The following is a 21721-nucleotide window of genomic DNA, read 5'->3' on the forward strand; positions in this document are numbered from 1 at the left end:
ATCAGGTGACATCATCGTGTTGCCCGGCGGTGACCGACGGCTCCGGTATCACGGTGGCCGGTTCGATGACCGATGCTTCGTCGTCGGGTATCACGGCCTGGGATTCCCGCTTGGCCTTCCGCCTGTCGTGCACGCGGGCGATCTGGATGGCGAACTCCAGGAGCACGGACAGCGCCAACCCGAGCGCGGTCATTGAAAACGGGTCGGATCCGGGGGTGAAGACCGCCGCGAACGCGAACATCGCGAAGATCAGGCCGCGCCGCCACGCCTTGAGCCGCTCGTAGGTCAGCATGCCGATGGTGTTGAGCATGACGATCAGCAGCGGGAATTCGAAGCTGACGCCGAACACCACCAGCAGGTTGATCAGGAAGCCGAAATACCGGTCGCCGGACAGGGCGGTCACCTGGACGTCGCTGCCGACGGTCAGCAGGAAACCCAGCGCCTTGGCCAGTACGAAATAGGCCAGCACAGCACCGACGACGAACAGCACCGCGGCGGGGACCACGAACGCGACCGCGAAGCGCCGTTCCTTCTGGTAGAGCCCGGGCGTGATGAAGGCCCACAGCTGGTAGAACCACACCGGACAGGCCAGCACCACCCCGGCGGTCAGCCCGACCTTGAGCCGCAGCATGAACTGGTCGAACGGCGCGGTGGCCAGCAGCCGGCATTGCCCGTCGGCGCTGATGCTCGCGCGCGCGGATTGGGGCAGCGAACAGTAGGGATGGCGCAACCACTCGCCGAGGCTTTCTAGCCCGAAGATCGAATGCGAGTACCAGACGAATCCGAAAATGGTGGTCAGCAGGATCGCGGCCAGGGAGATCAGCAGCCGGGTGCGCAGCTCGGTCAGATGGTCGACCAGCGACATGGTCGCGTCCGGGTTGGTTCTGCTGCGCCGGTTGCGCGGGTTGAGGCGCCTCAGCAGGCCGGAAGTGCGCGCTGAAACCTTGAAGACTTTCACGATGCTCGGTCAGTGCGCTCGGGCAGCGCGACGAAGATGGCGGCTACGCCGGACGTGCTTCGCTGTGCCCCTGCTCGCTGGGCGACGGCGCTTCGACCCGCTGCGACTGCACGGGAGTGGGGTTCGCCGCGTCGCTCGGGGGCGCTGTGTTCGTTCCCAAGGCCGACGTTTCCGTCTTGTTCTCCATCTGCATTTCGCGGAGCTCGGACTTGAAGATCCGCATCGATTTACCCAACGAACGCGCCGCGTCGGGGAGCTTCTTGGCACCGAACAGCAAGATCACCACGACCGCGAGGATCGCCCAGTGCCACGGACTAAGACTGCCCACTTTGATTACCTCCAGACGTTCACCCGATGCTACCGCAGTAGCGCCATGTGGCGGCGGGCCCGCGCCGCGCCGCGGCGGACCATCTCGCCTGGGCTTTTATCCGCTCAGCGCTTCGTAGGCCGTCACGGCCGCCGCCGCGGCATCGCGCACCCGCTGCGCCAGGGACAAAGGCTGTAGCACCTGCACGTCGGGCCCGAAGCCCAGCACCAGCCGCGTCATCCAATCCTCGGAGGCATAGGTCATCACCGCCTCGCAGGATCCATCCGGCAATTCGCGCACGTCGCGCATCGGGTAGTACTCGAACATCCAGGACGCCGCGGGCGCCACCCGCAGCCTGGCCGACGGTAGCGCCGGATCACCGTCGAACAGCGAGGTGTCCGGCGGCGCGTGCAGGGCCGGCTCGGGCGGCGCGGCGGGCTCGTCGAGCTCGCTGGCGTCCACGATCCGGTCGAAGCGGAACAACCGCACGCCTTCGGCCTCGCGTGACCAGCCTTCCAGGTAACTGTGTCCGCCGATCAGCAGCACCCGGATGGGGTCGACGACCCGGCTGGTCAAAGTGTCGTGCGAGGCGGAGTAGTAGTCGATGGCCAGGGCGTGCCTGGACTGGACGGCCGCCCGCACCGCGGCGGCGGCCCGGTTCTCCACCGGCGCGGGCTCGTCGACGGCCGACGCGGCGTGTGAGGCGTCGTGGCCGACGGCGCCGGCGGCACCCTCGATCTTGGCGATGGCGCTGCGCGCGGCTTCGGGGTCGACGACACCGGGAATGTCGGCCAACGCCCGCAATGCCACCAGCAGGCCGGTGGCCTCCGGCGAGGTGAGCTTGAGCGGGCGGTCGATGCCCGCGGAGAAGGTGACCTCGATGGTGTCGCCGGAGAACTCGAAATCGATGAGGTCACCCGGGAAGTAGCCGGGCAGGCCGCACATCCACAGCTGGTTGAGGTCCTCTTCGAGCTGCTTGGCCGACACCCCGAGATCCGCGGCGGCCTTGGATCGGGTGACCCGCGGATTGGCCTGGAAATACGGCACCATGTTCAGCAGCCGGATCAGGCGGGTGGAGATGGGTGTCATGCGGACACTCCGCCGCGGTTGGGGGGCTGTCCCGCACCGACGGCGTCCTCGCCGGCGTGTGCACGCAGCCGGGCCAGCACGTCGTCGCGCAGGGACTGGGGCTCGAGCACCAGGGCGTCGGCTCCGTAGCCGGCGATATCACGCGCCAGCTGGTCGGCGGATCTGATGTCGAGCTCGATCACCTCGCCGTCGCGCCCACCGAGCTGGCGCGCGTCGACGGGTTGGCCGGCGCGCCGCAGCGCGGTCGCCCGCCCGTCGGCCACCCATACTCGGGCCTGTCCGACCGTCGCGTTCGCCGACACGTCGGTGACGGTCTGGGCCACGATCTTGCGCAGGTCAACGTCTTTCGGCACGGTGACGGTGCCCGGCGGCCCGATCGGTGTGACGTCCGGACCGATCCGGGACAGCCGGAAGGTGCGGGTGGCGTCGCGGTCGCGGTCGTGGCCCACCAGATACCAGCGGCCCTTCTCGGTGACCACACCCCAGGGCTCGACGGTGCGGATGGCGTACGGCTCGGCTCGCGACGGCCGGTGCGGAAACTGCACGGCTTGTCGGGAGTCGATGGCGGACAACAGGATTCCGAGAACTTCCTCCGACCCCCGCAGGCCCGGCACCCCGGCCGGCGACGCGATGGCGACCGGCGCGTCCGGATCGACGTCGACCCCGGCCGCGCGCAGTTTGAGCAGCGCGCCCTGGGTCGCGGTGATGAGTTCGGGCGACTCCCACAGCTGGGTCGCGACGGCTACCGCCGCGGCCTCGTCGGGTGTCAGGTCGACCGGCGCCAGCGCGTAGGCGTCGCGGTTGATCCGGTAGCCCTCGGTGGGATCCCAGGCCGACGCCCGGCCGACCTCGAGCGGGATGCCAAGGTCGCGCAGCTCGTTCTTGTCCCGCTCGAACATGCGCGAGAACGCCTCGGTGCTGACGCTGTCCGAATAGCCCGCCACGCTCGACCTGATCTTCTCCGCCGAGACGTAGCCGCGGGTGGACAGCAGGGCGATGACCAGATTTACCAGTCGCTCGACTTTTGACGTCGCCATTGACTCCAGATTATTCGATGGTCCTCATCTGGCGCTTCCACCCGCCGTCCGCGTCGCGCTGTTGCCTGCCGCCGCTTCCGCCACTCGTTGGCGAGGTAATCGCGCCTCCCAACGTGCTGGCGCCCCCGCTAGCACGTTGGGGACGCGAGCTTGGGAGCCGCAGCGGTGGCGGTGTGGCTGATGTGGCAGACGGTGAGCCGCCTGGCGGGCTACATGCTGGCGATGAGCCGCTTGACCCGCTCGTCGACCGCACGGAACGGGTCCTTGCACAGCACGGTGCGCTGCGCCTGGTCGTTGAGCTTGAGGTGCACCCAGTCGACGGTGAAGTCACGTCCGGCGGCCTGGGCGGCGCTGATGAACTCGCCACGCAGCCGCGCCCGGGTGGTCTGCGGCGGGTTGTCGACCGCCTGCGCGATGTCCTCGTCGGTGGTAACCCGCGCGGCGAGGCCCTTGCGCTGCAGCAGGTCAAAGACGCCTCGCCCGCGCTTGATGTCGTGGTAGGCCAGGTCCAGCTGGGCGATCTTCGGGTCGGACAGCTCCATGTTGTAGCGGTCTTGGTACCGCTGGAAGAGCTTGCGCTTGATCACCCAGTCGATCTCGGTGTCGACCTTGGCGAAGTCCTGGCTCTCGACTGCGTCCAGCTGGCGGCCCCACAGGTCGACGATCTGCTCGATCTGGGCGTTGGGTTCCCGGGTCTGCAGGTGCTCGACGGCGCGGCTGTAGTACTCGCGCTGGATGTCGAGCGCGCTGGCCTGACGGCCGCCCGCGAGCCGCACGGGCCGACGGCCGGTGACGTCGTGGCTGACCTCGCGAATGGCGCGGATGGGGTTGTCCAGCGAGAAGTCCCGGAACGGGACGCCGGCCTCGATCATCTCCAGCACCAGCGCGGCCGTGCCCACCTTGAGCATGGTGGTGGTCTCGCACATGTTGGAGTCGCCGACGATCACGTGCAGCCGCCGGTACTTCTCGGCGTCGGCGTGCGGCTCGTCGCGGGTATTGATGATCGGTCGGCTGCGGGTGGTGGCCGAGGAGACGCCTTCCCAAATGTGCTCGGCGCGTTGGGAAAGGCAGAACGTCGCCGCCTTGGGGGTTTGCAGCACCTTGCCGGCACCGCAGATCAACTGGCGGGTGACCAGGAACGGCAGCAGCACATCGGAGATCCGGGAGAACTCGCCGGCCCGCACGATCAAGTAATTTTCGTGGCAGCCGTAGGAGTTGCCCGCCGAATCGGTGTTGTTCTTGAATAAGTAGATGTCGCCGCCGATGCCCTCGTCGGCCAGTCGCTGCTCGGCGTCGACGAGCAGGTCTTCGAGCACCCATTCCCCGGCGCGGTCGTGGGTGACCAGCTGTACCAGGCTGTCGCACTCGGCGGTGGCGTATTCGGGGTGGCTGCCCACGTCGAGGTAGAGGCGGGCGCCGTTACGCAGGAAAACGTTGGAACTGCGGCCCCAGGACACGACGCGGCGGAACAGATAGCGGGCCACCTCGTCCGGGCTGAGTCGCCGGTGCCCGTGGAACGTGCAGGTGACCCCGAACTCGGTCTCGATGCCCATGATTCGCCGCTGCACGTAATCGAGGGTACTGGTTGTCCGACCGCGACGGTGAGCAAGCCGCACGTATCGATCCGACAACGTTTCTCGTCGGCCGCCGGCTAACCGCGCCGGGCGTGTCCAAGCGCCCGTCCGGCCGCACCGAACCAACCGGAAGACCGGTTAGCTCACCCGCAACTTGAGCACCAACAGACCCAACAGCACGGGTCAATATGGGTCGCGGTTCGGCGTCCGGTCGGGTCTAGTCGGCCGATCCGCCGTCAGACTCCGACGGCTCGCCGTCGCCTCCCGAACCGCCGGAGTTCAGCTCGCGCAGCAAATTCTCCAGGGTGGCGCGATTGATCCGCCGGAACGCCCGGCGCGGCCGGTTGACGTCCAAGATGGCGACTTCCAGGCTGCCCACGTCGAGGGTGGACTGGTCCCCGTTGGAGGCTTCGCTACCGGCCCGAAGCGCTTTCACGGCGATGCGCGTGGCCTCACGCAGATCGGCGTTCTCGGCGTAAGACTCCTTGAGCGCCGTGACAATCGGTTCGGTGGTACCACCCATCACCACGAAATGCGGCTCGTCGGCGATCGATCCGTCGTAGGTAATCCGGTACAGCTCAGGCGATTTGGTCTCGCCGTAGTGCGCGACCTCGGCGACACACAATTCGACCTCGTAGGGCTTGGCCTGCTCGGTGAAGATGCTACCCAGCGTCTGCGCGTAGACATAAGCCAGCTGGCGACCGGTGACGTCGCGACGGTCGTAGGCGTAGCCGCGGGTGTCGGCGAATTGGATTCCGCCGCGCCGCAGGTTGTCGAATTCGTTGAACTTGCCGGCGGCCGCGAAGCCGACGCGGTCGTAGAGTTCGCTGATCTTCTGCAACGACCTGGACGGGTTCTCCGCGACGAAGAGCACGCCACCGGCGTAGGCCAGCGCGACCACGCTCTTGCCCCGGGCGATGCCTTTGCGCGCGAGCTCGCTGCGCTCGCGCATCGCCTGCTCGGGCGAGATGAAATACGGGAAGCTCACTTCTCACCACCGTCGGGGCCGAAAGTGTCAGCGCGCGAACGGCTTTGAATCACTTCGCGGGCCAGTTCGGCGATGCGGCCCTCCGGCACCTCGAGCGCCCCCTCGGCACCTATGGTGACCGCGGTGGGGTAGATCCCGCGCACCAGATCCGGTCCGCCGGTGGCGGAATCGTCATCGGCCGCGTCGTAGAGCGCCTCGACCGCGACGCGCACCGCGGAGTCGGCGTCGGTCACCTGCGAGTACAACTTCTTCATCGACGACTTGGCGAAAATCGAGCCTGACCCCACCGACTGGTAGCCCTCCTCTTCCAGGTTCCAACCGCCGGCGGCGTCGAAAGACACGATGCGGCCCGCGCCTTCGGGGTCGGCCGCGTCCATGTCGTAGCCCACCAGCAGGGGCAAAGCCACCAGACCCTGCATCGCGGCCGCCAAGTTTCCACGCACCATGATGGCCAGCCGGTTCACCTTGCCGGCGAACGTGAGCGGCACACCTTCGAGTTTCTCGTAATGCTCGAGTTCCACCGCGTAGAGGCGAGCGAACTCCACGGCGATGGCGGCGGTACCGGCGATACCGGTAGCGGTGTAGTCATCGGTGATGTACACCTTCTTGACGTCGCGCCCGGCGATCATGTTGCCCTGCGTCGAACGCCGATCGCCGGCGAGCACCACGCCACCGGGGTATTTCAGCGCCACGATGGTGGTGCCGTGCGGCAACTGCGCCGTGGCGGCATCCGACTGTGTGCCCGACAGGCTCGCCGGCAGCAACTCCGGCGCCTGACGGCGAAGCAGGTCAGCAAACGAGGAAAGATCTATAGCGGGGTTTCGGGAGAGTGCGGAGCCCCCAAGTGCGGAATTTGTGGACAGGCGATCAGAGAAAGGCCAGGTCACTGTCCGCCCTTTTGGACATACGCGCGAACGAAGTCCTCGGCGTTCTCCTCGAGGACGTCGTCGATCTCGTCAAGCAGATCGTCAGTGTCCTCGGCCAGCTTTTCCCGGCGCTCTTGGCCCGCGGCGGTGCTGCCGGCGACGTCGTCTTCGTCGTCGCCACCACCGCCACGCTTGGTCTGCTCCTGAGCCATCGCCGCCTCCTGTTGTCTGGGCCTGTTGAATGGCTTGTTCACCGATCAAGCCACACTGCCCGTTGGTCTTTCCTAGCCTACCGGTCGACCCCGACGTTCCCGGGGTTAACCGGTACCTAGCTGGTGAGTTGTTCGACCAGTTCGGCGGCGCTGTCCACCGAGTCCAGCAGCGCCCCGACGTGCGCCTTACTGCCGCGCAGCGGCTCCAGCGTCGGAATGCGGACCAAGGAATCGCCGCCCAGGTCGAAAATCACCGAGTCCCAGCTGGCCGCGGCGATGTCCGCGCCGAACCTGCGCAGGCATTCACCGCGGAAGTACGCGCGGGTGTCGGTCGGCGGTTTGTCCACCGCCTCGATCACCTGGTGCTCGGTCACCAGACGCTTCATCGAGCCGCGCGCGACGAGCCGGTTGTACAGGCCCTTGTCCAGCCGGACGTCGGAATATTGCAGGTCCACCAGGTGTAGCCGCGGCGCCGACCAGCTCAGGTTTTCGCGCTGCCGGAACCCTTCGAGCAGGCGCAGCTTGGCCGGCCAGTCCAGCAGTTCGGCGCACTCCATCGGGTCACGCTCGAGTTGGTCGAGCACATGCGCCCAGGTTTCGACGACGTCGGCCGCGCGCGGATCGGGATCGCGGCTGTCAACCAGCTTGGCCACCCGATCGAGGTAAACCCGTTGCAGCGCAAGGGCAGTCAGCTCTCGTCCGTCGGCCAGGGCCACCGCGGCGCGCAGTGACGGGTCGCGGCTGATCGCGTGGACCGCATGCACCGGCCGCGCCAGCGCCAGGTCGCTCAGCTCGATGCCATGCGCCGGGCCCTCTTCGATCAGGTCGAGCACCAGCGCCGTGGTGCCCAGCTTCAGGTATGTCGATGTCTCGGCGAGGTTGGCGTCGCCGATGATGACGTGCAGCCGCCGGTACCGGTCGGCGTCGGCGTGCGGTTCGTCGCGGGTGTTGATGATGCCGCGTTTGAGCGTGGTCTCGAGGCCGACCTCGACCTCGATGTAGTCCGAGCGCTGGGACAGCTGAAACCCGGGTTCGTCACCGGAGGGGCCGATGCCGACCCGGCCGGAGCCGGTGACCACCTGCCGGGAGACCAGAAAGGGGGTCAGCCCGGCGATGATCGCCGAGAAGGGCGTCTGCCGCGACATCAGGTAGTTCTCGTGCGATCCGTACGACGCACCCTTGCCGTCGACGTTGTTCTTGTACAGCTGCAGCTTGGCGGCTCCGGGCACGCTGGCGACGTGACGGGCGGCGGCTTCCATCACCCGCTCGCCGGCCTTGTCCCAGATCACCGCGTCCAGCGGGTCGGTGCACTCGGGTGCGGAGTATTCGGGGTGCGCGTGGTCAACGTAGAGGCGTGCGCCGTTGGTCAGGATCATGTTGGCCGCGCCGACCTCGTCGGCGTCGACCACTGGGGGCGGGCCCGCCGAGCGGCTCAGATCGAAACCCCGGGCATCCCGCAACGGCGATTCCACCTCGTAGTCCCAGCGGGTGCGCTTAGCGCGCTGAATGCCCGCTGCGGCCGCGTAAGCCAAAACCGCCTGAGTCGACGTGAGGATCGGATTGGCTGTCGGGTCCGATGGCGATGAAATGCCGTATTCGACCTCCGTCCCGATAATCCGTTGCATGACCCAAGCCTAGGCCGCGCGACGAAGCGGCCCACGCGGCGGGGCGCGGTGGGGGTACCTCCCAGCGGCGCAGCCGCGAGGGGGCGAGCCGGCCAATCGGGTCCAGCCGCGCGACGAAGAGGGGCCGCCGGTGTCCGGAATTGCCCGTTCGGCAACCGGTCCGATTAGGCCACCGCGCGCGACTCGCCCGCCGTAGGGTGAGCCGGCATGGAGCTTCTTCGCGGCCGCGCTCCGGGCCGCCGAGCCGAGCAGAGCGCCGCGGCCGAAAGCTGGTTTTTGGAACGCGGTTTGCCGTCGGTACTGATTCGGCGTGCGCGGTGGCGGCGGCTCTGGACGCGGTCGGCCCCCATGCTTGCCGCGTATGCGGCGCTGCAGGCCTGCGTCCTGGCGGTGTATCTGATCACCGGCGGCCACGACGTCGAGATCAGCGGCGAACCGACGACGTCGGAATTGGCCGTGCTGGCTCTGCTCGCCCTGGCCCTGCCGTCGATGGCGGTCGTCGGCTGGCTGGTCTCCCGGTCACGAAGCCGCAAGACACGCACCGCGATAGCGACATTGGCGGTCGTGGCCGTGGCGTGCGTCGGAGTGACCGTGGGCGATGTTGTGCAGGAGGCCGTCGTCGTGTTCGTCGTGCTGATCCTGACCGGCAGCGGAATCGGGTCGGTGGTCGGGTGGGCGGTGCGGATGATGCTGTCGCATCTTGCGACGGTGGGCGCTTTGGCCGTTCGGGCGCTGCCGGTCGTGCTGCTGACCGCGTTGGTGTTCTTCAACACCTACGTGTGGCTGATGGCCGCGACCATCAGCGGCAACCGGCTGGCACTGGCCATGGCCTTCCTCGTGGCCATCGCGGCGGCGTTCGTCACCTCGGCCACGCGAGAGCGCGTCAGGCCGATGCTGCAGTCGGCGACGGTGCCGCGCGACGAACCCGAAAAGCTCGCGGGCACACCGTTCGCCACGATGCCCGACGCCCCCCACTGGGCACCGCTGAAGAAGTCGGAGCGCGCCAATGTGGTTTTCGTGCTGGCCGTCTCACAGCTGGCTCAGATCCTGGTGGTGGCCGTGGTGACCACCACGATCTATTTGATTCTGGGGCTCATCGTGCTCAGCCCCGAACTCCTCAACGAGTGGACCCATACCTACAAGAGCAGCGCAACGGTGCTCGGATTCACGCTGCCGGTGCCCGACTCGCTGATCCACATGACGCTCTTCCTCGGCGCGTTGACGTTCATGTACATCAGCGCCCGCGCGGCTGGCGACGCGGAGTACCGGTCCACTTTTCTCGACCCGCTCATCGACGACCTGCACAGCACTTTGGTGGCGCGCAATCGCTACCACGGCGCCCCGGGGGCCACCGTCCGTCGTGTTGACGGCGCCGATACCAGTGACTAACTTCACCCTGTGTCCGCCCCCGAATCCGACCACGCCGTCGGTAAGCACGCACGCGACCTGTCCGGCAAGCGCTACGGCGAGGTTCTCCTGGTAACGCCGGGCGAGGCCGGCCCGCAGGCGACGGTGTACAACAGCTTCCCGCTCAACGACTGTCCCGAGGACTTGTGGTCGGCGCTGGACGCGCATGCCCTCGCCACCGAGCACGGGGCCGCCGCGGCCCTGCTCAACGGTCCCCGGTATTGGCTGATGAACGACATCGAAAAAGAGAACCGGGGCCCGCAGATCACGAAATCCTTTGGCGGGATCGAAATGATCCAGCAGGCCACAGTCCTGTTGTCGTCGATGAACCCGGCGCCCTACGTCCCCAACACGGTCAACCGCCACACGGTGTTCGTCTTCAACGCCGGCCAAGAGGTGTACGAACTCATCGATCCCCAGGGCCAGCACTGGGTCATGCAGACCTGGAGCCAGGTCGCCGATCCCACGCTGTCGCGCGCCGACTTACCGCGGCTCGCCGACCGGCTCGACCTGCCGGCCGGGTGGGCCTACCAACCGCGCATGCTCACCGACGAACTTCGCGTGGACACGACCCAGCGGGCGGCCCAGGTGCTGCAGGACAACCTGACCAACAGCTACTCGCTGGTGACCGGCTGAGCCGAGACATAAACCACGCACACCCGCCTCGGCGTGTCGTGTCGTGTGCGTGGTTTATATGTCGCGCCAGGGCGTTGCCCGAACGAGCGCTACAGGTACTGCCCCAGGTTCGATTCGGTGTCGATGGCCCGCGATGCGCTCGAGCTCTTGCCGGTGACCAAGGTGCGGATGTAGACGATCCGCTCGCCCTTCTTGCCCGAAATCCGCGCCCAGTCATCGGGGTTGGTGGTGTTGGGCAGGTCCTCGTTCTCGGCGAACTCGTCGACGATCGAGTCCAGCAGGTGCTGGATGCGCAGACCGGGCTGGCCGGTCTCCAGCACGGACTTGATCGCGTTCTTCTTCGCGCGGTCGACGACGTTCTGGATCATCGCCCCGGAGTTGAAGTCCTTGAAGTACATGACTTCCTTGTCACCGTTGGCGTAGGTGACCTCCAGGAACCGGTTGTCGTCGATCTCGGCGTACATCCGGTCGACGACCTTTTCGATCATCGCCTTGATGCATGCCGACCGGTCGCCGTCGAACTCGGCCAGATCGTCGCCGTGCACCGGCAACGTCTCGACCAAGTACTTCGAGAAGATGTCTTGCGCCGCTTCGGCATCCGGCCGCTCGATCTTGATCTTCACGTCCAGACGCCCGGGCCGCAGGATGGCGGGGTCGATCATGTCCTCGCGATTGGAGGCGCCGATCACGATGACGTTCTCGAGCCCCTCCACACCGTCGATCTCACTGAGCAGCTGCGGAACCACGGTCGTCTCGACGTCCGAGGAGACCCCGGTGCCGCGGGTGCGGAAGATCGAGTCCATCTCGTCGAAGAACACGATCACCGGTGTCCCTTCCGACGCCTTCTCACGGGCGCGCTGGAAGATCAGCCGGATGTGCCGCTCGGTCTCACCGACGAACTTGTTGAGCAGCTCGGGCCCCTTGATGTTCAAGAAGTAGGACTTGGCTTCGCGGGCGTCGTCGCCGCGCACCTCGGCCATCTTCTTGGCCAGCGAGTTGGCCACGGCCTTGGCGATCAGCGTCTTGCCGCAACCGGGCGGACCGTAGAGCAGCACGCCTTTGGGCGGGCGCAGCGCGTACTCGCGATACAGCTCCTTGTGCAGGAACGGCAACTCCACGGCGTCGCGGATCTGCTCGATCTGGCGGGTCAGGCCGCCGATGTCCAGGTAGCTGACATCGGGCACCTCTTCCAGCACCAGGTCCTCGACCTCGGCCTTAGGGATGCGCTCGAAGGCGTAGCCGGCCTTGGTGTCGACCAACAACGAGTCGCCGGGACGCAGCTTGCGCGGCCGGGTGTCGTCGTTGAGGGCGTCGGGATGACCCTCCGGCAGGTTCTCGGCGACCAGCGGCTCGGCAAGCCAGACGATGCGTTCCTCGTCGGCGTGCCCGACGACCAGAGCTCGGTGACCGTCGGCCAGGAGCTCACGCAGCGTGGAGATTTCGCCGACCGATTCGAACGTGCCGGCTTCCACGACGGTCAGGGCCTCGTTGAGGCGGACCGTCTGACCCTTGCGCAACAACGGGACTTCGATGTTCGGCGAGCAGGTCAGCCGCATCTTGCGACCAGAGGTGAACACGTCGACGGTGTCATCCTCGTGGGTGGCGAGCAGGACGCCGTAGCCGCTGGGCGGCTGCCCCAGCCGGTCGACTTCCTCACGCAGCGCCAGCAGTTGCTGGCGGGCCTCTTTGAGGGTCTCCATCAACTTCGAGTTCCGCGACGCAAGGGAGTCGATGCGCGCTTCCAGCTGATGCACATCGCGCGCGGAGCGGCCGCCACCATGCGAGCCGACGGCGTGCTCGAGTTGCTCGCGCAACATGACTGCCTCGCGGCGTAGTTCCTCCAACTCGGCCTCGTCGCCGCTGGACATGTTTGATTCGTGGGGGGTTCCGAAAGCTTCAGAACGCTCTGAGCTACCCATCTTGCGCTCCTTTCCCACACCGAATTGGCGCGGCGGATACTTCAAAGCTACCGGCGATTGCCGATTGATGTGCGTAGTCAAATACCCACGAAAAGTTAAGATTTTCGTCACGCTGGTAATCTCGGCCACTAATCGTGATGATCGAAAGGGCCTTGGGAGGTGCCAGAGTGACCGCAAAAAGCCTCGCCACAGGCTCGGCTCGTCTCACCGCGATAGCCCCCGCCGCCGGTGTGACTTCAGTAGCGCCCATCGGCCCGACCTTAGCGACACCCTTCCCTCGCGAAGCGGCCAGAGCCGCCTAGCCGGCCGACCGACTGGATGCACCGGCCACTGTCCATAGCGCTGAGCGTCGCCACCGTCCTGGCGGCGGTGGGGCTTGCCGCATGTTCGTCGCCGCACCCCAGGGGTGGTTCGTCGGCCGTCTCTTCGCTGCCGCCGGCCACGTCGCGACAAGTTGTGGCGCCCGTCACGACTCCCCTGCCACCGCCCGAAGCCCTCACCGACGTGCTCTCGCGACTCGCCGACCCGAACGTTCCGAGCGCCAGCAAGGTGAATCTGGTGGAAGGCGCGACACCGGAGAGCGCTCCCACCCTGGACAAGTTCACCAACGCGTTGCGGGACAACGGTTATCTGCCCATGACCTTCAACGCGAACGACATCGCGTGGTCGGACAAGAACCCGTCGAACGTGAAGGCGACCATCGCCGTTCACACCGCACAGGCCAACAACGCCAACTTCACCTTTCCGATGGAGTTCGCCCCCTTTCAGGGCGGGTGGCAGCTATCGCGACGTACGGCGGAAATGCTGTTGGCCCTGGGGAAGTCGCCGACCGCTCCGACGTCCGAGGTTCCCGCGCCGCCGCCGGGCCCGCCGCCGGCGCCGCCTCCACCTGAGTCCGCCCCGGCACCGGCGCCGCCACCCTCGACTCCGCCACCCGCGCCCCCGCCACCGCCCGTGCCGGCCCCGGAACCAGCTCCCGCCCCGGCTCCGGCTCCGGAACCCGCTCCCGCTCCGGCTCCGGAACCCGCTCCCGCTCCGGCTCCGGAACCCGCTCCGGCTCCGGAGCCCGGCCCCGACCAAAACCCACCGGGTTGACCCGCGGCATGTGGATCGGCTGGCTCGAGTTCGACGTGTTACTGGGCGACGTTCGGTCACTCAAACAGAAGCGGTCGGTCATTCGTCCCGTTGTCGCCGAGTTGCAGCGCAAGTTCAGCGTGTCGGCGGCCGAGACGGGTTCGCATGAGCTGTACCGGCGAGCGGGCATCGGCGTCGCGACGGTGTCCGGCGATCGCGGCCATGCCGTCGACGTCCTGGACGCGGCCGAACGGCTGGTGGCCGCGCATCCCGAATTCGAGCTGCTGTCGGTGCGGCGTTCCCTGGTTCGCAGCGACGATCTGGCCTAGCCCAAGGTGGCGACCCGCCGCTCGCTTGATGGTGGCGACCCACTGCACCCGGCTCCACCGCGCTTGCGATCGCCACTAGCCGTCGCGGCCTTCGCGCTTGCGGCCCAGCGGCACGGGCGCGACGACGCCGGGCGCGAGCCGTCGCGTGAAGATCAAAAAGGCGGTGTGTCCGCGCATCGAATGCTGCGGCCGGACCGCAAGGCCGACGACGTTCCAACCGCGTTGCAACGTCTCCCAGGACCGCGGTTCGGTCCAGCACTGCTGCGCCCGCAGGGCCTCGACCGTGCGCGACAGCTGAGTGACGGTGGCCACGTAGATGATCAGCACGCCGCCGGGGATCAGCAGCCGCGCCACCGACTCCAGCACGTCCCACGGCGCGAGCATGTCGAGCACGGCACGGTCGAAGGACCCGTCGGGCAGGTCGGAATCAGCAACGTCGCCGATGATCAGTTGCCAGTTGGCGGGGGCCTGACCACCGTGAAACACCGACACGTTGCGTTCGGCGTGCTCGGCATGGTCGGCGCGCTGTTCGTAGGAGGTCACCCGGCCCTCGGGCCCGACCGCGCGCAGCAGTGAACAGGTCAGCGCGCCGGAGCCGGCACCTGCCTCCAGCACTCGCGCGCCCGGGAAGATGTCGCCCTCGTGCACGATCTGAGCGGCGTCCTTGGGGTAGATCACCTGGGGTCCGCGGGGCATCGACATCACGTAGTCGATCAGCAGGGGCCGCATCACCAAGTACACGGCGTTGTTGCTGGACTTGACCACGCTGCCCTGCTCGAGCCCGATCACCGCGTCGTGCGGAATCGACCCGCGGTGCGTGTGAAACTCCGCGCCCGCGGTGAGCACCATCGTGTAATGCCGACCCTTGGCGTCGGTGAGCTGAACACGCTCGCCCTCGGTGAACGGGCCGGTTACGGACACGCGGTCTAGCGTGCCAGCCGACTCGCCGCAGCAGGTGTTTGGGGGTTGTCGGCACCCGGTCCTAGGCTGCCGACATGACCGTCCAGCCGGAGGCACCCCCGTCGGTGGCGGGCCCGGCATACCGTCCGGCCCTGTCGCCGTCGCGGGCGGCGGACTTCAAGCAGTGCCCGCTGCTGTACCGGTTCCGGGCCATCGACCGGTTGCCCGAGGCGCCGTCGACGGCGCAGCTGCGCGGATCGCTGGTGCATGCCGCCCTGCAGCAGCTGTACGGCCTGCCCGCCGACCAGCGCGGCCCCGACACCGCGATGTCGTTGCTGGAACCCGCGTGGGACCAGACCATCGCCGCGACCCCCGAGATGACCGCCGACATAACTCCGGGGCAGCGCACCCAGCTGCTGGCCGAGGCGCAGGCGTTGCTCGCCGGCTATTACCGGCTCGAGGACCCCACCCGTTTTAACCCGGAGTGCTGCGAGCAGCGGGTGGAGGTCGAGCTCGCCGACGGCACGCTGCTGCGCGGCTTCATCGACCGGATCGACGTCGCCGCCACCGGCGAGCTGCGGGTGGTCGACTACAAGACCGGCAAGGCGCCGCCGGCCGCTCGAGCCCTGGCCGAGTTCAAGGCCATGTTCCAGATGAAGTTCTACGCGGTGGCGCTGTTGCGTTCGCGCGGTGTGCAGCCCACCCGGCTGCGGCTCATCTATCTGGCCGACGGCCAGGTGCTGGACTACACGCCGGATCACGACGAGCTGCTGCGCTTCGAGAAGACACTGATGGCGATCTGGCGGGCCATTCAATCCGCCGGGCAGACAGGCGATTTCCGTCCCACCCAGTCACGCTTGTGCGACTGGTGTCCCCACCAACAGCACTGCCCGCTCTTCGGGGGCACCCCGCCGCCCTACCCGGGGTGGCCGGAAACTCTTGTCGCGCAAAATGATTTGCATCCGGCCGAACCGGCGGCTTAACCGCCGCTAGTCGAAGGGCGAGAGCTCCTGCAGCATCGTGGGAATGAGCTCGCTGACGGTGGGATGGATGTGCATGGTGCGCGACAGCGTGGTGTAGGGCGCTTTGGCCGACATCACGTCCAGGATGCAGTGGATGGCCTCGTCACCGCCGACCCCGAGGATGGCGGCCCCCAGGATCTCCTTTGTGTCGGCGTCCACCACGACCTTCATGAAGCCTTGTGTCTCACCCTTTTCCACCGCCCTGCCGACTCTGGTCATCGGCCGCTTGCCCACCAGGGCCTTGCGTCCCGACGAGCGGACCTGGTCGGCGGTCATGCCGGCGCGCCCCAGCGGCGGATCGATGTAGAGCGCGTAGGTGGGGATGCGGTCGCTCACCCGGCGCGGATCGTCGTCCAGCAGGTTGGCGGCGACGATCTCGAAATCGTTGTAGGAGGTATGGGTGAAAGCGCCCTTGCCGTTGCAGTCGCCCATCGCCCAGATGTGGTCGACGCTGGTCTTGAGTCGATCGTCGACCACGATGTGGCCGCGGGCGTCGGTCCGCACCCCGGCCGCGTCCAGCCGCAGGTCGTCGGTGTTGGGCCGCCGGCCCACCGCCAGCAGCAGATGACTCCCCCGGACGGGTGCCGTGCCCTCGCGCGGAGTCAATTCGAACCCGTTGCTGGACTTGGCTATTCGCACATCATCGGCACCGGTGATGATGTCGACGCCTTCGGCCAGCAGGATTTCCGCCACGGTCGCCGAGACATCCTCGTCTTCACGCGCCGCCAGCCGCGGACCCCGTTCGACGACGGTCACCCGGGCCCCGAACCGGCGGTACATCTGCGCGAACTCCAGCGCGATGTAGCTGCCCCCCAAGATCACGAGATGCTCTGGCACGGTGTCGAGTTCGAGAACCGAGACGTTGGTGAGGAAATCGACCTCGGACAAGCCCGGAATGTCGGGCACCACCGCGCGTCCGCCGACGTTGAGGAAGATGCGGTCGGCGTGCAGCACATCGTCTCCGACCCGCAGGGTGTGCGGATCCTGGAAAACCGCATGCCCGCGAAATACGGTGCAGCCGTTCATACCCTCGAGCCAATCCTCGACGCCCTTGCGGTCGCCGAGCATGATCTCGTCCTTGCGGGCTTTGACCTTCGCCATGTCGACGCTGACCGATCCGGTCCCGACGCCGTATTCCGCGCCGCGGCGCGCCAGATGCGCGGCGTGCGCGGAGGCCACCAGGGTCTTGGTCGGGATGCATCCGGTGTTGACGCAGGTGCCACCGATCAGTTTGCGCTCCACCACCGCGACGCGCTGTCCGGCTGCGGTCAGCCGGCCTGCCAGCGGCGGGCCGGCCTGCCCGGCCCCAACGATGATCGCGTCGAAATGGCCTGTCACTTAACCGCCGTCAGCAGGTACTCCGTCAGCAGGTGGCCCGTCGTGGCAAGGATGGCGAACCCGCCTACGATCGCGACGGCGTCCTCCAGCAGCGCGATCGGCAGGTCCTTGCCGCCCGTCGCGGCGACGAGCCGCTTGCGTGCCTGGTAGCCGCCGAGGGTGCCCAGCACCGCACCGATGATCCCGGCGCCCAGCGCGGTGAACGTCCAGTGCGGCCAGGCGCCGAGCGCCGCGCCCGCGAGCCCACCCATGACGATCCGGGCCGCGAAGATCGGCGGCGCGGTGCGGGCCGGCGTCTTGGGCAGCTTGTCGTTGATCAGTTCGCCGACGGCGAGAACGGTGAAGATGATCACCGTGATGATGCTGGCCATCCAGCCCGCCCACGTGCCGTGCACATCGATCCAGCCGATATACGCGGCCCAGGCGACGACGGCGGGCGCGGTGAGCGACCGCAGTCCGGCCACAACACCAATCAGTAAAGCCAGCAAGACAAGAAGCGTATGTGTCACGGAAGACCCTCCTGGGAGACGACAGCCGGCGACCGATGCGGGGACGACCCACACGCCAACCCGGGCAGTCCCCCGAGCCGGACGCTAACACAGCCGCGGGACCTGCACCGCGTACGCAATCAGAACCGGCAAAACCTGATATCGGAAGCCAGGATCGCCTTGGCACCGATGGCGGCCAGCTCGTCCATGATCTCGTTGACGCCCCGACGCGGTACCAGCGCGCGGATGGCGACCCAGTCCGGGTCGGCCAGGGGTGCGATGGTGGGCGACTCCAGCCCCGGCGTGATCGCCGTGGCCTTGTCCTGCACCGCGCGGGGGCAGTCGTAATCGAGCATCAGATATTGCTGACCGAACACCACGCCCTGGATCCGTGCCACCAGTTGATCGCGCGCCGCCTGCGTCCCGGACTTGCTGCTGTGGTCGCTCTCGATCAGCACCGCTTCCGAATCGCACAGCGGTTCGCCGAAGGCGACAAGGTTGTGCAGGCTCAGGGTGCGCCCGGACCCCACCACGTCGGCGATGGCGTCGGCCACACCCAGTTGCACCGAGATCTCCACCGCACCGTCGAGCCTGATGACGGTGGCCTCAATACCGCGCCCGGCCAAGTCTTTTTGGACCAGATTGGGATACGCGGTGGCGATCCGCCTGCCGGCCAGATCGGCGATCTTCCAGTTGCGCCCGGCCGGTCCGGCGTAACGAAAGCTCGACGAGCCGAATCCCAGCGCCAGCCGTTCGCGCACCGGCGCATCGGAATCGCCCACCAGGTCGCGGCCCGTGATGCCGAAATCCAGCTCTCCCGAACCCACATAGATGGCAATGTCTTTGGGCCGCAGGAAGAAGAACTCGACCTGGTTGGCCGGGTCGATGACGGTCAGGTCCTTGGAATCGGTGCGGCGCCGGTAGCCGGCCTCCGCGAGGATCTCGCTGGCCGGCTCGCTGAGCGTGCCCTTGTTGGGAACCGCAACCCGCAGCATGGTCATAGCTTCCGATACACGTCGTCGAGGGTCAGTCCGCGCGCCACCATCAACACCTGCGTCCAGTAGAGCAACTGGCTGATCTCCCCGGCCAGCGCGTCGTCGGATTCGTGTTCGGCGGCCAGCCACACTTCGCCGGCTTCTTCGAGGATCTTCTTGCCCAGGCCGTGCACGCCGGCGTCCAGCGCGGCGACCGTCGCGCTGCCGGCCGGCCGGGTACGGGCACGCTCGCCCAGTTCGGCGAACAGATCCTCGAAGGTCTTCACGGCCAGCGATTGTTTCACGCGGCCGCGAGCAAAGTCACCTCGGTTTAGCCCCGATCGGATTTCGAGCGCCCGGTCAGTCGAATCCGCCGAGCGTGATGCGCAGCGCTTCCTCCAGCTGCACGTGAAACGGGGGCCGTGCCGCGATGTCTGAGGTCAACCACCCGTCGAGCACGAATTGCACTGTGGCCAAACTAATGTGGACCAACAGGGCGGCTCGGACATCGACCGTCGCGTCGACCCCCATCCGAGCGGCGACCTGCTCGATCAGCGTGCCGTGATCGGTTTCGCTGACCAACACGGACTTGCTCAACAGGTGGGGCGCGGTCGCGACGGCAAGGCGCCAGGTATCCAGGTCGTCAACCTCGCTGACGTCGCGGGCGTGCGTCACGAACAGCTGGATCAGCGCCTCGGCCGGCGACTCATCCGGCGGCCTGGCGCTGTAAGAACCGACGATCTCGGCGGCCGCCTCCCGAACGGGATCGATCAGCAGGCCCTCCTTGGTGGGCGCATACCGGAAATACGTGCTGATGGAGACGCCGGCGGCCGCGGCGATGTCCTCGGTGGTCACCGTGTCGAAACCGCGTTCGGCGAAGAGCCGATGCGCGGTTTGCTGGATCTGGGAAAGCAGCTCGGCACGGCGTCGGTCCCGCAACGAACCGGTGTTTGCTGAGGGCATGCCATCACCTTCGTCAATCCGACATTTGAACCCCAGGGGTGCCGTCCAGCGACGAACTCAGATGAGTGACTCTACACTATTGAAAGTCCCTATCAAGTAGGCTAGTGTGATGCAGCACACACCAGTGAGCTGCGGAGTCCTGGCACTTGTTGACACTATTTTAATAAGGATAGGGGTCGACGGCCGCCCAAGACCCTCCGCTCGGCGCTCGAGACTTAGGGGTGGGAATAGGGCCGATGCAAGCGGTAGCCGGTACGCGATGACCTGCGCCATGTGTTTGCTAGACGAGCCGCGGGTCGCGCCGCTATGACAACGACACAGCTTGACGGCGTCACCGCCATCCGGAACTGGTCCGTCGGGTACGTCCAACGTCACCCGGTCGCCTCGCTGACGACGGTAGGCGAACAGTTTGTCCTGGGCGTGCGAACCGCTCAATATTTCTTCTACGACCTGGTGACCGGCCGATTCCAGTGGCAGGAGTTCGTCCGGCAGGGCGCGTTCATGGCCGGCACCGCCGTGTTGCCGACGATCCTGGTGTCGCTGCCGATCAGCGTCACCCTGTCCATCCAGTTCGCATTGCTGGCCGGCCAGGTCGGTGCCACCTCGCTGGCCGGGGCGGCCAGCGGGCTCGCGGTCATCCGGCAGGGGGCGTCGCTGGTGGCCGCGGTCCTGATGGCATCGGCGGTCGGGTCGGCCATCACCGCCGACCTGGGTTCGCGAACGATGCGCGAAGAGACCGACGCGATGGAGGTGATGGGCGTCTCGGTGATTCGCCGCCTGGTCGTGCCCCGCTTCGCCGCGGCGGTGATGATCGGCGTGGCCCTCACCGGTGTCGTGTGCTTCGCCGGATTCTTCGCGAGCTACATGTTCAACGTGTACTTCCAGAACGGGGCGCCGGGCAGTTTCGTGTCGACGTTCGCGTCGTTCGCCACGACCGGCGACATGATCCTGGCGCTGATCAAGGCGATCGTGTTCGGCGCCATCGTGGCCATCGTGTCGAGCCAGAAAGGCTTGTCCACCAAGGGCGGACCGACCGGCGTCGCGAACTCCGTGAATGCCGCTGTGGTCGAGGCGATCCTGCTTTTGATGATCGTCAACGTCGCCATCAGCCAGCTCTACATCATGTTGTCGCCCAGGACGGGGCTGTGACGTGACCGCCTCCGTTTATCGACCGTTCGCACCGGTTTCGGTCCCGCTCATCCGGCTCTACCGCCGGGGCAAAGTGCCGATCATCCGGCTCGGCCACCTGCTCGTCTTCTTCGTCAGGGCGCTGGTCGCCGTGCCGCTCGCCTTGCGCCAGTACCGCGCCGAATTCCTGCGGCTGTTGTCGAACATCACCTGGGGCAACGGATCCATCGTGGTGGGCGGCGGCACCGCCGGTGTGGCCGTGGTGCTCGGCATGACCGTCGGCGCGCTGGTCGGGATCGAGGGCTACAACTTCCTGGATCTGCTGGGTCTCGGGCCCGCCACCGGGTTCGTCTCCTCGTTGGTCAACACTCGCGAGCTGGCTCCGCTGATGGCCTCGCTCGCCTTCGCCATGCAGGGTGGCTGCCGCTTCACCGCCCAGTTGGGATCCATGCGCATCGCCGAGGAGATCGACGCGATGGAATCGATCGCCATCCGCCCCATCCCCTATCTGGTGACCACCCGGCTCATCGCATCGGTGGTGGCGATCGTCCCGCTGTACGCCGCATGCCTGGCGATCGGATATCTGAGCACACAGTTGGTGGTGGGTATCGGCAGCGGCGGCTCGACCGGTTCCTACCTGCACTACTTCACGCTGATGCTGGCCGGCCAGGACATCGTCTATTCGTTGATCAAAGCCGTCATCTTCGTGTGGATCGCATCGACGATCCAGTGCTACTACGGGTATTACGCCAGCGGCGGGCCCGAGGGTGTCGGGGTCGCCGCGGGGCACGGCATGCGGGCCAGCATCACCGTCGTGATCATCGTCAACATGCTGCTCACCATGGCGTTGTGGGGCGTCGACTCCGGCGCACGGTTCGGCGGGTAGG

Annotated in this window: 22 protein-coding genes and 1 pseudogene; 7 read left to right on the forward strand and 16 right to left on the reverse strand. The window is 67.0% G+C overall.

The window, feature by feature from the left end:
• Position 1: 1 nt before the first annotated feature.
• From tatC to dop, 9 genes are all read right to left on the reverse strand, one after another.
• The gene (tatC, locus tag G6N50_RS07620) at positions 2-958 is read right to left on the reverse strand and encodes a twin-arginine translocase subunit TatC (protein ID WP_142275390.1); all 957 of its coding nucleotides are present in this window, start codon (positions 956-958) and stop codon (positions 2-4) included.
• A gap of 43 nt (positions 959-1001) precedes the next feature.
• Complete coding sequence (gene tatA, locus G6N50_RS07625; protein WP_083092160.1) at positions 1002-1286, reverse strand: Sec-independent protein translocase subunit TatA; 285 nt, start codon at positions 1284-1286, stop codon at positions 1002-1004.
• Positions 1287-1382: 96 nt separating this feature from the next.
• Positions 1383-2354, reverse strand: a complete 972-nt coding sequence (locus tag G6N50_RS07630) for a helix-turn-helix transcriptional regulator (RefSeq protein ID WP_083092158.1) — start codon at positions 2352-2354, stop codon at positions 1383-1385.
• A complete protein-coding gene (locus tag G6N50_RS07635) occupies positions 2351-3391 on the reverse strand; it encodes a helix-turn-helix transcriptional regulator (protein ID WP_083092157.1) in 1041 nt (346 codons plus the stop codon). The genes G6N50_RS07630 and G6N50_RS07635 overlap by 4 nt, the downstream gene beginning before the upstream one ends.
• 209 nt (positions 3392-3600) lie before the next feature.
• A complete protein-coding gene (pafA, locus tag G6N50_RS07640) occupies positions 3601-4959 on the reverse strand; it encodes a Pup--protein ligase (protein WP_120312356.1) in 1359 nt (452 codons plus the stop codon).
• Between the two features lie 223 nt (positions 4960-5182).
• Complete coding sequence (gene prcA / locus G6N50_RS07645; protein WP_083092155.1) at positions 5183-5953, reverse strand: proteasome subunit alpha; 771 nt, start codon at positions 5951-5953, stop codon at positions 5183-5185.
• Complete coding sequence (gene prcB, locus G6N50_RS07650; RefSeq protein WP_083092153.1) at positions 5950-6840, reverse strand: proteasome subunit beta; 891 nt, start codon at positions 6838-6840, stop codon at positions 5950-5952. Before prcB ends, prcA begins: the two co-directional genes overlap by 4 nt.
• Positions 6837-7031 (reverse strand): ubiquitin-like protein Pup, encoded by a 195-nt coding sequence (locus tag G6N50_RS07655; protein WP_066860430.1) that lies wholly within the window; start codon positions 7029-7031, stop codon positions 6837-6839. The genes prcB and G6N50_RS07655 overlap by 4 nt, the downstream gene beginning before the upstream one ends.
• Positions 7032-7147: 116 nt before the next feature.
• A complete protein-coding gene (gene dop, locus G6N50_RS07660) occupies positions 7148-8656 on the reverse strand; it encodes a pup deamidase/depupylase (RefSeq protein WP_083092152.1) in 1509 nt (502 codons plus the stop codon).
• 207 nt (positions 8657-8863) lie between these two features.
• Between dop and G6N50_RS07665 the strand changes: the two genes are divergently transcribed.
• Positions 8864-10045, forward strand: a complete 1182-nt coding sequence (locus G6N50_RS07665) for a hypothetical protein (protein WP_142275389.1) — start codon at positions 8864-8866, stop codon at positions 10043-10045.
• A 9-nt stretch (positions 10046-10054) separates the two neighbouring features.
• Entirely contained in the window at positions 10055-10699 is a 645-nt protein-coding gene (locus G6N50_RS07670; RefSeq protein ID WP_083092150.1) for a hypothetical protein, read from the forward strand.
• Between the two features lie 89 nt (positions 10700-10788).
• Here the strand turns inward: G6N50_RS07670 and arc are convergent, their stop codons facing one another.
• Entirely contained in the window at positions 10789-12618 is a 1830-nt protein-coding gene (gene arc / locus G6N50_RS07675) for a proteasome ATPase (protein WP_083092597.1), read from the reverse strand.
• Positions 12619-12936: 318 nt separating this feature from the next.
• On the opposite strand from arc, the pseudogene G6N50_RS07680 reads away from it, so the two are divergent.
• Together G6N50_RS07680 and G6N50_RS07685 are read left to right on the forward strand one after the other, a co-directional pair.
• Positions 12937-13494 (forward strand): annotated as a pseudogene (locus tag G6N50_RS07680) (hypothetical protein); the annotation flags it as partial.
• Between the two features lie 227 nt (positions 13495-13721).
• Complete coding sequence (locus tag G6N50_RS07685) at positions 13722-14021, forward strand: DUF503 domain-containing protein (protein ID WP_083100142.1); 300 nt, start codon at positions 13722-13724, stop codon at positions 14019-14021.
• A gap of 75 nt (positions 14022-14096) precedes the next feature.
• On the opposite strand, the gene trmI is transcribed toward G6N50_RS07685, so the two are convergent.
• A complete protein-coding gene (gene trmI, locus G6N50_RS07690; RefSeq protein ID WP_083100140.1) occupies positions 14097-14942 on the reverse strand; it encodes a tRNA (adenine(58)-N(1))-methyltransferase TrmI in 846 nt (281 codons plus the stop codon).
• A 74-nt stretch (positions 14943-15016) separates the two neighbouring features.
• On the opposite strand from trmI, the gene G6N50_RS07695 reads away from it, so the two are divergent.
• Positions 15017-15904 (forward strand): RecB family exonuclease, encoded by an 888-nt coding sequence (locus G6N50_RS07695; protein WP_083100138.1) that lies wholly within the window; start codon positions 15017-15019, stop codon positions 15902-15904.
• A gap of 6 nt (positions 15905-15910) precedes the next feature.
• Here the strand turns inward: G6N50_RS07695 and G6N50_RS07700 are convergent, their stop codons facing one another.
• The 5 genes from G6N50_RS07700 to G6N50_RS07720 form a co-directional block, all read right to left on the reverse strand.
• Positions 15911-17281: an FAD-containing oxidoreductase gene (locus G6N50_RS07700; protein ID WP_083100137.1), complete on the reverse strand. Its 1371-nt coding sequence runs from the start codon at positions 17279-17281 to the stop codon at positions 15911-15913.
• Complete coding sequence (locus tag G6N50_RS07705) at positions 17278-17790, reverse strand: DUF4126 domain-containing protein (protein WP_067907499.1); 513 nt, start codon at positions 17788-17790, stop codon at positions 17278-17280. Before G6N50_RS07705 ends, G6N50_RS07700 begins: the two co-directional genes overlap by 4 nt.
• 119 nt (positions 17791-17909) lie before the next feature.
• Positions 17910-18764 carry an ATP phosphoribosyltransferase gene (gene hisG / locus G6N50_RS07710; RefSeq protein WP_083100144.1) on the reverse strand — a complete coding sequence of 285 codons (855 nt, stop codon included), beginning with the start codon at positions 18762-18764 and terminating at the stop codon, positions 17910-17912.
• A 2-nt stretch (positions 18765-18766) separates the two neighbouring features.
• A complete protein-coding gene (locus tag G6N50_RS07715) occupies positions 18767-19048 on the reverse strand; it encodes a phosphoribosyl-ATP diphosphatase (RefSeq protein WP_067827988.1) in 282 nt (93 codons plus the stop codon).
• Positions 19049-19103: 55 nt separating this feature from the next.
• On the reverse strand, positions 19104-19706 hold the full coding sequence (locus G6N50_RS07720; protein WP_083100135.1) for a TetR/AcrR family transcriptional regulator: 603 nt from the start codon (positions 19704-19706) through the stop codon (positions 19104-19106).
• 306 nt (positions 19707-20012) lie between these two features.
• Here G6N50_RS07720 and G6N50_RS07725 point away from each other — a divergent pair, with 306 nt between their 5' ends.
• Entirely contained in the window at positions 20013-20855 is an 843-nt protein-coding gene (locus tag G6N50_RS07725) for an MlaE family ABC transporter permease (RefSeq protein WP_067827982.1), read from the forward strand.
• 1 nt (position 20856) lies between these two features.
• On the forward strand, positions 20857-21720 hold the full coding sequence (locus tag G6N50_RS07730) for an ABC transporter permease (RefSeq protein ID WP_083100133.1): 864 nt from the start codon (positions 20857-20859) through the stop codon (positions 21718-21720).
• The last annotated feature ends 1 nt before the right edge of the window (position 21721 follow it).

The organism is Mycobacterium mantenii (assembly GCF_010731775.1).
GTDB classification, from domain to species: domain Bacteria; phylum Actinomycetota; class Actinomycetes; order Mycobacteriales; family Mycobacteriaceae; genus Mycobacterium; species Mycobacterium mantenii.